The organism is Lachnoanaerobaculum sp. ICM7 (assembly GCF_000287675.1).
GTDB lineage: Bacteria > Bacillota > Clostridia > Lachnospirales > Lachnospiraceae > Lachnoanaerobaculum.
In genome coordinates, this window is the sequence record NZ_ALJL01000010.1 from 20,921 (window position 1) to 34,266 (window position 13,346).

Genomic DNA, 13,346 nt, shown 5'->3' on the forward strand with positions numbered 1-13,346 from the left:
ATCTATTTTAAAGAAGCTGCATAATCGTTCTCTCTTACAGTTTTCTTTGCAAATACCAAATGTCTTTGCACAAAATATGATACTGTAAACAAAACTGCTTCTGTTATTATCTTAGCCAAATATGCATTAATATTTAATGCTTCCACCATTCCTCGAAGAATCAATGTATTCATTAAAAATATAAATACCGCAAGCCCCAAATATGAAATATATTCTTTGGCAAGATTCTTCTCATCTTTTTTATAATTTTTGAAAACAACCTTTTTATTTACCAAAAAGTTGAAATGCAGTGATATAATGCGGGCAATCGCATTTGAGAGTATTATGCTTCCTGATAAAAAAAAGCATACAGTGTAAAATAAAAAATCTATAATAAATGATAGGATAGAGCTTCCACAAAATTTAATGATTTGGCTGTATATTCTTGCTGAATCCTTTATAGTATCAAAGTGGCTTTCCTCATTGTCATTGATATATATTGTTTCAATGGTGTATTCCTTCATCCTTATACCTTTTCTTGCAAAATCAAGTAACATATTCATCTCATACTCATACCTCTCTCCCTTTATTTTGAGAAGATCCGGTATCAGACTTTTATGAAATGCTCTCATTCCGGTTTGAGTATCTTCAATATTTACTCCTGTTGAAAAATAAAATACCTTCTTTGTAATATAGTTGCCTATTCTTGATCTGAGAGGTGAATCCTTTGATTGCTCTCTTGATCCAAGTATCAAGCTGTCTTCACTTTCCATGGATTTATCAAGCAGGTATAATGCATCCTTTAGTGAATGCTGACCGTCTGCATCTAAGGTTATTACTGTAAAATCATCTTCTATTTTATTTAAATAGGACAATCCTTCCTTTAATGCAGCCCCCTTTCCCTGATTTACATAAAAGTGAATAACCTTTGCTCTGCTGTTCTTTTCAAGTTGTGAAAAGAGGGGAAGATATTCTTCCCCTGAACCGTCATTCACCACTACTACCTCTATCCCTCTTGCTTCAATGGACTGCACAAAATATATCAAATTTTCATTTGGTTTATATGCCGGTATTAGGGCAAATTTTCTTTTCATTACTTCTCCTTTCCGGATGTATCTCCTGTCTTTTTATTACTTTTTTGCTTGTTCTTTTTCTTCTTAGAATCAGTTTTATTTTTACTGCTCTGATTGTTTTCATTCTCCGGCGGCTGACCCATTTGTGGCTGATTTCCTCCCTGAGGTGGTTGGCCCTGTGGAGGCTGTCCTTGGCTATTTCCCTGACCTCTTCCCTGGAAGTTGCCGTTCATCTCCGGTGGTTGGCCCTGTGGTGGTTGACCTTGGTTATTTCCCTGACCTCTTCCCTGGAAGTTTCCATTTGGTCCTCCCTGTGGTGGCTGACCCATCAGCGGTTCTCCTTGGTTATTTCCCCGACCTCTTCCCTGGAAGTTGCCTCCCATCTCCGGTGGCTGTCCCTGTGGTGGTTGACCCTGGTTATTTCCCTGACCTCCTCCCTGGAAGTTGCCGTTCATCTGTGGCGGTTGTCCTTGGTTGTTTCCACCCATTCCACCCATTGGTGGATGACTGAAGTTTCCTCCCTGTGAGTCTCCTGCAGTAACAGAACCCTCACTGTCTCCTACACTTACCTTATAAGTTTTTCCGCTTTCAATCTCAGCACTGCTGTATAAAACGGCATTATAGCTCTGAGTCTGATCTGCTGATGAGAAGATTTCATTTCCTGATTCATCACTGATCTTTATAGTAGCTCCTGTAGCCGCATTATTATCCAAATAGTAGATAATGCTTGACTGCCCCTGATTATTTCCGTTAAATCCCTGGAACATTCCGGAATTGCCTGTTGCAAGTATGCTTCCTCCTGTAATAGTACCTGTTCCGTCATAGTCAACAGGTGCATTTCCACCATTTGAAGGCCCGTCTACAACTATATTTCCTCCTGAAACATTCAAATCTCCGTTAGAGTCTATACCGTCACCACCCGGAATTATCTTTATATCTCCTCCTGAGATATTGATAGCATAACTAAGCTGTGATCCGTCTTCAGAATCTCCTGCTGCATTGATACCGTCATCAGTAGAATTTACAAGAATATTTCCACCTTCAATATTTACCGTCACTCCTTCCAATCCTTCATTTGAAGAATTTATATTTATCTTTCCGTCTTTAACAGTCAATGTATTATCGGCATGCAATGCATCATCCCCTGCATTTATATTTAATTCACCGTTTTCAAAAGTAACATCACCCTTTGAATGAAGTGCATCCTCCACTGTTGTAATATCAAAACTTCCGTTCTTTACAACAAGAGTTTTCTTTCCGTTTAAACCATGATGTGAAGCTGTAATGGAGTAGTTTCCGCTTTCAATATTTAAATTGGATTTTGAATGAATGGCATCCTCATATCCACCTTCCACTGTAAGCTTTCCACTTCCTGTAAGATTTATATCCGCTTCAGCATAAATTGCAGCATCATATGCTTTTGTCTCATTTGAACTGTTCTCATCCTGAGTGTTTGCAGCTCTGGTATCACTTATCTTATTATCACTACCGTCAACAAGATTGATATTTATATTTCCGCTCTTTCCGACTATCGGTGCATCTGATGAATTTGATATTGTAAAATTATCAAGATTTAAGTTTACATCTCCGTCTGCATCTACAACTATCTGTCCTTCATCAAGCTTTCCGCTTAATCGATATGTTCCGGCCTTACTTATTGTAATGACCTTTCCCTCACTGCTTGCTCCGTCTCCGTTTATTGAAACTGTATTATTATCAATACTTATACTTGTTTCATTTCCCTGATTTTTTTGAGTTTTATTACTGTTTACATTTGCACTTACAGTTGCTGCACTTGCATCCTGTGATGCATTGCATGCTCCTAAGCTAATCATCAGTCCCATTCCCATCAATGAAAATGCAATATTTTTATTAATCTTCTTATTCTTATCTGTTATCTCTCTTTTCATAAGCTCCTCATTTCTCTTATATTCAAATTATTTTTAAAGGAATGTTTTCCTTTCATGCCCTAAGAATACACGAGTAAACTGAAATGAAACTGAAAAAAACAGGCTAATTTGTGAAGAATATGTGAAAAAAAGCCTTACAAACAAGTTTAACTTGAATGTAAGGCTTTTTATATTTACTCAAATATTTTATTTTATCTCCACTTGACAACTTCTCAATGTTTCCAGCGCGGCATTATGCTTTTCAACAGTAACTCCGGCACAGCAATTTGAATCAACTGAAATTTTTACTTCCGGTAGAAATGCTTTAATTAAAAGTGCATTTGATACAACACATATATCGGTGCAAAGTCCTACCAACTCTATTTCAATATCTTCCTTTTTTGATATCTCAAGCATCTTATTTGCCAGCTCCACACTTCCGAAACTCGGTTTTTTAAAGATATTTTCCGGATCAATAAGCTTTGATATATCCGGATGTAACTCCCAACCATTAGTATCTTCTATACAGTGCTCTACCGGAAGATTTTTACCTTCCTGACTTTTAAGATAACTGTCCTTATGAGTATCCATAGTCGCAAATACATCTTCTTTTTTGTACTCCTTGATTTTATCTGTTACACCTTTTACAATAGCCTCCGCTTCCTTTGTTCCAAGGCTCCCGTCAATAAAATCATTTTGCATATCTATAACAATCAATATCTTTCTCATATAACCTCCACTGTAATATTTTATTTAAATTCCTAACACAGCTCTTTTTATCTTTTGTATTATAACACATGTCTTTATTGACATTAAACCTAAAAATACAAACCTGTAATAACCATTGTACTATGAGTATCTTGATAAATTGTTGATAAATTGTTAAGATTTTGATATAATTGTCGTCAGTGATACTTCACAATTTTTATTTTTTGGAGGAACGAAAAGTGAGAACATTTTTGACAATACTTATTGTCATACTCGTTATATTACTTGTCGCCTTAGTTGCACTATACTTCTTCGGAAGAAAAATGGAGACAAAACAAGTAGAATCCCAGGCCGCTATGGAAGCTGCCAAACAAACTGTTTCTATGCTTATTATAGATAAAAAGAAACTGAAGATAAAAGAATCAGGTTTGCCGAAAATCGTTTATGAGCAAACCCCATGGTACCTCAAATGGTCTAAAGTGCCTATTGTAAAAGCAAAGGTAGGTCCGAAGATCATGACATTGATGGCAGATGAAAAGGTATTTGCATCTATACCGCTAAAGACGGAAGTAAAGGCGGTAGTAAGCGGTATTTACATCTCAGATATAAAGAGTGTAAAGGGCGGTAAAATCGTAAAAGCCGAGCCTAAGAAAAAAGGCTTTTTTGCAAAACTTTTCAAAAAATAATAAAATGCAGGGGACTGTCGGGAAATAAGTAATTTTACTTCCCGCAGAACAAAATAGAAATATCCTGACAAATACAAGGCTTTTGAGCTTTGCGACTTTGTCAGGATATTTTACTTTTCTATAATACTGTCTATTTTGGGGCATAAAACCCCCTTGGCTGAAATTTTGCTTTTGCATTTTTTACTATGCTGTTTTCTCCTGTAGTTTTCCTTCAAATTTCTTTAGTTTGGCATGGAGAAAACGATGATATTTATTTATATTTCTTCCTATTGCAAAAAGCATAAATTCTTTATAAACCTTATCTGAAGTACGATAGTTAAAGCGTCGGAAATCTTCATTCTCTTTAATATCTCCAAAATGACCTTCTGTTTGAATAGAGCGTATCTGTCGTTTCAGAATACCTTTTTCACTCTGTATGTTAGCATGTGACTTCTCTCGGAGCTCTTCCCATACTTCATTGATCTTCATTACTTTATTCTTATCAATATCTTTATCAGGATTATACTTGTATAAACATTTAGACTTATGTTCACATCCACTACAGTCTGAACATCCATATACTTCATATGTTTGTGTATAACCATTCTGTTCTTTCTTTTCTGTGTTGATATGTCTCAGTTCACGGCCGTCATGACAGATATAGACTTGCTCATCCTCAAATACTGTTGTCTTCATGTTGTAGTATTTACCTATATCTTTACTGTATGCTCTTGTTTTTCGTTTTTCATGATCCTGTAGTTTTATATAACTGTCTATTTGATTTTCTTTCAGATATAAGAGGTTTTTCTCACTACAATAGCCGCTATCTGCCGTAACTTCTTCAAGCACTTCTCCAAATGCTTTCTTATGCTTTTCAAGGACAGGAATCAGTGTGTTATAGTCTGTACGATCATTACTTACATAACCATGCACAATAAAATAATTCTCTACTGCTATCTGTACATTGTATGCCGGCTTTAGCTGTCCGTTCAACATATGATCTTCCTTCATTCGCATAAAGGTTGCTTCCAAATCAGTTTTTGAGTAGCTGTTTCTATCTTTCCCCATAATCTCAAAGCATTCTTTATAGTTCATTAATCGCTGTCCACAATGTTCAAGCTCTTCATAGAGTTGTTGAAGTTTTGGCTTTCTCTTACCCTTTCCGTTAACAAATACAATACCTTCTCCGTCAGCAATAGCCATAAGATTTTTCTGAAGCTTAAGTATTTCAATAGGCGAACAGTTATCAATCTCTATAATACGGTTATTAGATAACTTTTTATGTTTTGTAATCTTTCTTTTTCTGTTCTTTTCAATAACATCTCTGACTTTATCAATTCCGTCAATCACAAACATTTGTGCATTTCCAAGCCCGTACTTCTCCCCAAAACTGTTATCTTGTAAAAAAGAGTTATAGTCTGAATAAAGCTTATCTATAGAATCCAGAAGACCTGCAAGATGATAATTAATGCTTCCACGCCATACAAAAGTATAACGATTAGCATTAGCTTCTATTTTCGTTCCATCGATAAATAATTCTTTTAATGTTACAAACCCTTCTTTTTTTAATCGTCTCATAAACTGATAGTTTAAGTTATCTAGGATATCTGAAGTAAGTTTCTTACCTTTAAAATCATAAAAGGCATCTCTTTTAGGCTTCCTCCCTTGAGTAAGCCAGATAAAAGCAATATCTCTTTCGCATAAATCTACAATACGATCAATAGAACGTATTCCTCGCATATTTGCATAAGTAATAACTGCATACATCATGATCGGGTTGTACCCTGTTCTTCCCTTATCCGAACAATTGGCTAACAGTCCGGAAAAATTTAAATCCTCCATAACTTTTTTTAGGGTATAGACCGGATCGTCATCGGGTAAACTCAATTCATAGAAACTAAAGTTGATTTTCTGTTGACCTATTTCAAAAAAGTCGTTATAATAATTAACTGTGAGCATAGTTACATTATAACATGTAACGGAGAAAGATGGTTGTCGTTAGCCATCTTTTTTTATGCAAAAACTTAGGGAGGAGTGACTCGTTTTGAGTTACTCCTCCCTCTTTTATAGCTGCCATTTCCCGACAGCCCCTTTTTATTTGGTAGTCAAACCTATTTGTATCTTTTCATCCTCAGTAAGTATTCTTCCTGAAAGAATACTGTCTATCTCATTAGATACCTCTTCTTCATTAAGTATCTTGTACACTGTTGACTCGATATATTGATTGTTTTTTCCGGCATTGAAATTATAATCGGCATAATAATTTTGATCTACAGCTATCATCTTACCGTCAGAAGAAATATGTCCGTTTACAGCATACTCTTTCAATGTGGAATTAAGAGCCATCTTAAGTCTACCTGTTGAAAAATCCACTACATAGCATTTTCTTTCAGTATCATTATTTCTGATCATCAACAATATATCGGCATTTGCATTATACAGATTGACATCCTTAAGACTTAGAGGTGTTTGACTGCAGGCCTCATCCATTTCCCATGATTTCAGTCCTGTCTTACTGCTCCAGGTAAATGCCGTATTATTTTGTATTCCTTTTGCTCTTATTTCACCGGAACTGTTTTCCACATATAATACTTCTCCGGGTATATCTTCTATATGTTCACCCGACTCAAGATTATATATCGAGGAAATTCCCGAATATTTGTTTATAACAAATATCTTTGAATCCCCTGACAATTTTATATTTCCTGAACTTTCCTTTATATCACTGTAGCTTTTTACTTTCTCAAACGAGTCTGTACTATATACATTCAGACCTTCTACAGCGTCAAGCACAAATATCTGCTTTGAATCATTGCTAAATGACAGTATTGAATCCATTGCATTTATATATATATTGTTGATTGTATCATTTTCAATATCATAAATACTTAATGTAGGCTTTTTGTCCGGCGTATCATTATCTATTCCCAAAACAGTATAATATCTTCCGTCATTTGATATTTTTTGATCTTTGAAAGTTGCGGCTATTCCATATGTAATATTATTGTTAAAAGGTATTTTTTTACTCGTTTTACCGTCATCATCCGATATAAATACATCATTCCCGTCAAACAAAAGCATTTTTGAAGAATCATTTGAATTTGATACTATTCTTGCATGTATAGAATCCGAAGAAATTCTTGACTTTAAATCTATTATCTTTATTGTCTGACTGTCATGAGAACTTGCCAATACTTTGCTTCCGTCTTTTAAAAATATATATTCTATCGGCAATATTCCGCCATAATTCAAGTTACTGTCGGTTATAGCTCCATCCTTCCATACAGAATAATTTCCGTTTTCCGAAAATCCGACTATCGTATTTGTATTGCTGTTGTAAGTATAATACTTTAAATCCTGCATATATATTTTATTAATTGTCTCTCCGGTTTTTCCATCCAGAATGTATATAGTATTATTTGATTTTATTGCTATTTTATCTCCATTCTCACTTTCATATATTACCTTGGGATCATTAAAGTTAATAGATATCTCCTGATGAAATAATTCCATGTTATCATATGTAACTTTTATTAAATCATTCTGGGTATTTAATAAAATACTCTCGCCGTCAGCCGAATAGGCTGCCGTTTTGTACTGTTTATTTTTTATTACTCCGGGTTCCGCCGTATTAACTGTAAGACTTGGAATAACCTCTATTATACTTCCGTCTGTAAGACTTCTTCTTGTTATCTGATTGTCACTGTCCGGATTTGTAATTATAATTGCCTCACTTGCGTCACTCTTTATATCGGCATTTTTTATAAGAGAGTCAATTACAAATCCTCCTGTCTGCTGCCAATTAGCAGTGTCATATAAATAGAAATTGGTAGAGGTATTATTATTAAATGTAATAAGTGTCAGTTTTGAATCATCTTCTGAAAATCTGACAAGCATGGGTACACCCTCGGTTTCTATCTTTGCCCTTTCTTCACCTGTTTCAACATCATATATAATACATGTATTATCAAATGAAAATGATGCCAGATATCGATTGTCATTAGAAAATCTCACCACCTTCACCTGCTGAGTATGGCCCGGCAAGATTTTTAATACTTCTCCGTTATCTACACTTGCAATTGCCGTATAATTGTTATCAAATCCGTAAGCTACATATTTTTCATCCTTACTTACATCCATATATGTAAAGATGTTTTTAGTAGATATGGAAGTCAATGTTGAAGCTCCGCTGTGATATATCATACTGTTGAATATTGTATCCTCTTCCGCCTTCAAAGTATCATAATACTTCATATTAGGTTTTATAGACTTCATGGCTTCCTTTGCCACCAAAACAGCCTTAATAAAATCTCCCTCTTTTGTAAAGTCCTTGGACCTTTTCATAAGTATGCTTGCATTTGACTGCACCGCCTCCTGTCTGGCAAGTTCTGCTTTTTGATAAGCATTTGCCATAAACAGACCGAATATCAAAAATACCACTCCCGATAAGGTGGAAACAGTCAAAATTCTCTTGTTTTTTCTCTCCTTATCTCTCTGCTTTAAATCTCCGAAGCTGCAGCCGAGAACAGTGGCCATTATCCTGTATTTTTCAGTTTTTAATATGTCTAAAGATTTCTTTGTAAGCTCTTTTAACTTTGGCTTATTGTTATTTTGCAAAGCTTCATAACCCTCAAAATCAGCATTTAATGTCTCATCCGGTCTTATATCTGCCGCCAGTATCTCGCTTACAGATTCCTCACCCTTTAACTCTTTTAACGGCAGAGGAAAAGCTTCACCCGGCTCACCCTCTACCAGTACGGGGATTATCCTCTCACTTCCGTGCAAACTCTTAAAAGTCTCTATCTCTCTTTGGCACCACTCTGAAAGCGGTGTTCTTTTTGAACATATAACAATAAGATATCTGCTTGTGGCAAGTGCCTCTTCTATGGAAGCACTTAAATCCCTTGCGGCAAGTTCCTCTCTGTCACGAAACACTCTGAATACAGGTCTTTTACCGTTTTGATAAAATTCTTTAGGCGCTTTGAATGTCTCTATCATCTGGTGAACCTGCTTAGCTATACTTTGATCAGGCTCCACATGCCTATAGCTTATAAAGGCGTCATACTTATAGCTTTTCTCTTTATATTCATTTGCCGCCTTTTGCATTTCATCTATATTTTGCCTGTGCTTTTGTTCTTTTTCCATTCTCATTCCTCTCTTTGAAACAAGGTAAATACCGATAATAAATCATATTCCGGATGACAGGTGTAAAACTTCTCGCCTATTATTATCTTCCAGTCATCTATCAGACATGGATGAGTCTTTAAGTTCTCATCCTTCTTTTCACCATACTTAAAGTTCATGGCATAATAGCTGTTACACCATCTCTTATGTTCAAGTCTTGATAAGAAATCAAGTACCGGCGCATTCTTTAGATATTCACAAAACTTTTTCTTGAACTCTTCATTATCAACTTTTCTGATTTCCTGTAGTGCACTGAATTCTTCAAACTTCAAATTCAGATAGGCTTTTATCTCATCCTCAGATTTATCTGAAAATATTTTTCTTACTATCTCTTCCTTTATCCTGTCATGCGCGGCAGATAATCTTGAAGATGTCTTCTTCACATATGACAGCTCGTTCCATTTCTGTCCTTCTCCCATACCTGCTGCCGCAGAAGATATGTTATAGCTGTCATTAAACTGCTTTGCTCTCTTATCAAGAGCTGCTCTTATCATAACATCTTCCGTCATAATCTGTGAAACATCTCCGAATATTTTTATATTATCATTGTTTTTAGGTAATACATAACTTAAATCTATATTTGATACATTTCTTATTATCTTTGGAACACCTTCAAAATATCTGTTTAAAAGCTTCAAGTTTTTAAGGCTCTTAACAACATCTTCATTCATCAAAAAAATGAGAGACAGATCCGCTTCGTTTTTTATACTTCTAAGATGATCATACATCATATTTCTTTCAGAACTTAGACTCATTATCTGTATATCCAAAGAATTATTTAAGCCCTCATTGTCCACCAAGAGCTCTTTCATCTTTCTGTCTGCATCCCTGTCTATAATACTTACCTTTACATTTTCCTTTAATGTCATGGTCATATCATTGGAAATAAACTTTAATAATGTAGAAGTCAGCTCATTTATACCTATTATTAAAACATGCATCCTTTTGATATTTTCATCAATCAGCTCAGGAGTCACTGTATTACCTATACCTAAAAGTCCCTCTACATTACTTGATATACTTTTACTTACACATTTATCCGATATAAGCATTCTGACAGTCAGATCTCTCTCATCAAAATGTACGGTATCTATCTTCTTAAGACTCTCTTCTTTTTTTCTTTCCTGAGCTATCATATCCTCTATATATGAGGACACTGTTTTTGACTCACATTTTACATAGCAGGTAATATGTCTTTGAGGCTTTATTCTCTTTATAACATTTGTGTACAGGGCATAATTTTCAAGATCCGCATCGGCACAAAAAAACATATACTTTGCCTTATTTATATTGAGTGCGGCAAAAAGTTCTCTTATCTCATTTCTGTCACTGTTTTCAAAATCCGTCTGATAAACATCAATTCCCTTTTTCTCATACTTGTTTTTCATATTGTCATCTATGAAATTCTTTGAAATAAGTGATATCTTATATGAAGTTTTTTCATCTATCAGATTATTAATCAGTGTCTCACCCATGATCGAATTTTCAAATACCAAAATATGATTACCGCTTATCTTATTTAAAACTATGTTTTTCATATGTAAAAGAGTATTTGAAATTTTGGTAAATACAAAAGTGGATGTAAGTATCGGTGCAGTCCACTTTGCAATCTCATAAAAAACATTTGTCTTATCACTCGGTGAAATAGGCGGTGCAAATAAAAACAATTTTATGATACCGTATAATACGGCAGAAATCAGTTGGAAAGGATCGTCTATCTTTGCACTGTAATATTCATACATACCTTGAAATCCGAAAAGAATTGTCATAATAAGTATGACCAGATATATTTTCTTTTTGTAATAGGTTTTATTTTCTCTCATACTACCACCTTTTTTACTATTAAGCCTATAAAAACAAGGCATCGCACTAATTATATCTTATCAGTGCAATGCCTTACAACTATAGTTTATAACAACAAACTTAATGATTTATAAAGTATTATGAATTATAAAGTTTTTACAAATCTGTCAAATGCTTCCTGACCTTTTTCATCTCTCTTGTAAACACCTGCACATTCCAAAACCTTTACAAAAACTTTACCGATCTCATCCTGTACAATACCGTGAATATTTTCAGAATTGATATCATAATTATTAATCCATCCGTCTACCCAGTCCGCATGCTTTTCTAATTCTTCACTGCTTCTTAAATCCTTTTTTGAAAGAATATACTCTTCAAGAAGTGCCATTTCTTTTTTAAGTCTTGCAGGAAGAACGGCAAGTCCCATTACTTCTATAAGACCGATATTCTCCTTCTTAATATGATGAAGATCTGCACTGGGGTGATATACGCCCCATGGGCTTTCATCGGTTGTTATATTATTTCTAAGTACAAGGTCTATCTCATACAAATCTCCATGCATTCTTGCAATCGGTGTAATAGTATTATGAGGAGTACCGTCAGTTTCTGCAAATACAAATGCATCCTTATCAGTATATCCTCTCCACAAAGATAAAATATGATCTGAAGCCTCAACAATTCTGTCTATATCCTTACCCTGCAGTCTGATAACGGACATAGGCCATTTTACAATACCTGCATTCAGATCCTCATATCCCGGAATTACAAAATTTCTGTCATATGGAGCCTTTGCCATAGCAAATACATAGCCGCCCCCCTGAAAATGATCATGGCTTAAAATAGAACCTCCGACTATAGGAAGATCTGCATTTGAGCCTGCTGTATAATGAGGGAAAAGCTTCACAAACTCCAAAAGCTTTTTAAATACAGCCTTATCTATTTTCATAGGTTTATGCTGTTTATTAAATATTATACAATGCTCATTGTAATACACATATGGTGAGTACTGTAAAAAATAATCCTCTCCGTCAAGAGAGATGGGAATTAATATAAGATTCTGTCTTGCCGGATGTGAGAAATGTCCCGCATATCCCTCATTTTCCATACAAAGCAGGCAACTTGGATATCCTGATTTCTTTGCCTGTCCGGCTTTTGCAATATCTCTCGGATCTTTTTCAGGCTTTGAAAGATTAATAGTAACATCTATAGGTCCGTACTCCGTTTCGGTAACCCATTTTTCATCCTTTGCAATACGGTCTGTACGTATATAATTTGTTCTCTTGCTGAATTTATAATAAAAGTCTGTAGCAAGTTTACTGCTTATATGATATATCTCTTTAAACATTCTTCTTACGGTTGAAGGCATAGGAGTAAGCTGTCCCATAATTTTTGTATCAAAAAGATCTGTCGTTGTCACGGTATCATCCTCTATAATACCCTTTTCATAGGCATACTTACACATATCTGAGAGTATATCCACAAGCGCTCTTTCTTCAGTCACCTCTTCTTCTTCAAACTCTATCTGACCGAAAAGATCCAGCAATCGGTTTGTAATATATACTCTGTCATCTTCATCCACAAGATACTCACGCATACCGTAAGCCATAAGTTCATTGATAAGCCTGTTAATCATTTTTTTGCTCCCTAAACCAATTCTTTGTTTTTTCACATATAACACTCTGCAAGTCAATTATCAATCAATAAACCTCCAATTGCAATAGATAAAAATTACATTGATAAAGGAAAATTTTTCTATTTAATAAATACTGTTGCTTATGTAAAAATCTTTTTTCTTTATTATTTTACCTAGATTATTCATGGTAACTCCATGAATAATCTAGGTTAATGCTTCCACTCCATACAAAAGTATAACGATTAGCATTAACTTCTATTTTCGTTCCATCAATAAACAATTCTTTTAATGTTACAATTCCTTCTTTTTGTAATCATCTCATAAACTGACAGTTTAAGTCATCTAGGATATCTGAAGTAAGTTTCTTACTTTTAAATTCATAAAAAGCATCTCTTTTAGGCTTTCTCCCTTG

The 13,346-nt window shown here is 34.8% G+C and carries 8 protein-coding genes and 1 pseudogene; 1 reads left to right on the forward strand and 8 read right to left on the reverse strand.

The genetic code is table 11. The features are described 5' to 3' along the window. Window positions 1–2: 2 nt before the first annotated feature. From HMPREF1140_RS01820 to HMPREF1140_RS01830, 3 genes are all read right to left on the reverse strand, one after another. On the reverse strand, window positions 3–1,073 hold the full coding sequence (locus HMPREF1140_RS01820; RefSeq protein ID WP_009662215.1) for a bifunctional glycosyltransferase family 2/GtrA family protein: 1,071 nt from the start codon (window positions 1,071–1,073) through the stop codon (window positions 3–5). After that, window positions 1,073–2,962 carry a carbohydrate-binding domain-containing protein gene (locus HMPREF1140_RS01825; protein ID WP_009662209.1) on the reverse strand — a complete coding sequence of 630 codons (1,890 nt, stop codon included), beginning with the start codon at window positions 2,960–2,962 and terminating at the stop codon, window positions 1,073–1,075. Before HMPREF1140_RS01825 ends, HMPREF1140_RS01820 begins: the two co-directional genes overlap by 1 nt. Before the next feature lie 186 nt (window positions 2,963–3,148). Then, complete coding sequence (locus tag HMPREF1140_RS01830; protein ID WP_009662214.1) at window positions 3,149–3,670, reverse strand: cysteine hydrolase family protein; 522 nt, start codon at window positions 3,668–3,670, stop codon at window positions 3,149–3,151. Window positions 3,671–3,888: 218 nt separating this feature from the next. Here HMPREF1140_RS01830 and HMPREF1140_RS01835 point away from each other — a divergent pair, with 218 nt between their 5' ends. Continuing rightward, window positions 3,889–4,335, forward strand: coding sequence for a hypothetical protein (locus HMPREF1140_RS01835; RefSeq protein ID WP_007595028.1), 447 nt, complete (start codon window positions 3,889–3,891; stop codon window positions 4,333–4,335). Between the two features lie 183 nt (window positions 4,336–4,518). On the opposite strand, the gene HMPREF1140_RS01840 is transcribed toward HMPREF1140_RS01835, so the two are convergent. The 5 genes and pseudogenes from HMPREF1140_RS01840 to HMPREF1140_RS14000 form a co-directional block, all read right to left on the reverse strand. After that, on the reverse strand, window positions 4,519–6,273 hold the full coding sequence (locus HMPREF1140_RS01840) for an IS1182 family transposase (protein ID WP_035619718.1): 1,755 nt from the start codon (window positions 6,271–6,273) through the stop codon (window positions 4,519–4,521). 135 nt (window positions 6,274–6,408) lie between these two features. Further along, a complete protein-coding gene (locus HMPREF1140_RS01845; protein ID WP_009662210.1) occupies window positions 6,409–9,459 on the reverse strand; it encodes a toll/interleukin-1 receptor domain-containing protein in 3,051 nt (1,016 codons plus the stop codon). A gap of 2 nt (window positions 9,460–9,461) precedes the next feature. Next, a complete protein-coding gene (locus HMPREF1140_RS01850; RefSeq protein ID WP_009662205.1) occupies window positions 9,462–11,321 on the reverse strand; it encodes a hypothetical protein in 1,860 nt (619 codons plus the stop codon). Window positions 11,322–11,446: 125 nt separating this feature from the next. Next, window positions 11,447–12,934, reverse strand: a complete 1,488-nt coding sequence (locus tag HMPREF1140_RS01855) for a UDP-glucose--hexose-1-phosphate uridylyltransferase (protein ID WP_009662211.1) — start codon at window positions 12,932–12,934, stop codon at window positions 11,447–11,449. Window positions 12,935–13,148: 214 nt separating this feature from the next. Next, window positions 13,149–13,346: pseudogene (locus HMPREF1140_RS14000) on the reverse strand (IS1182 family transposase); the annotation flags it as partial.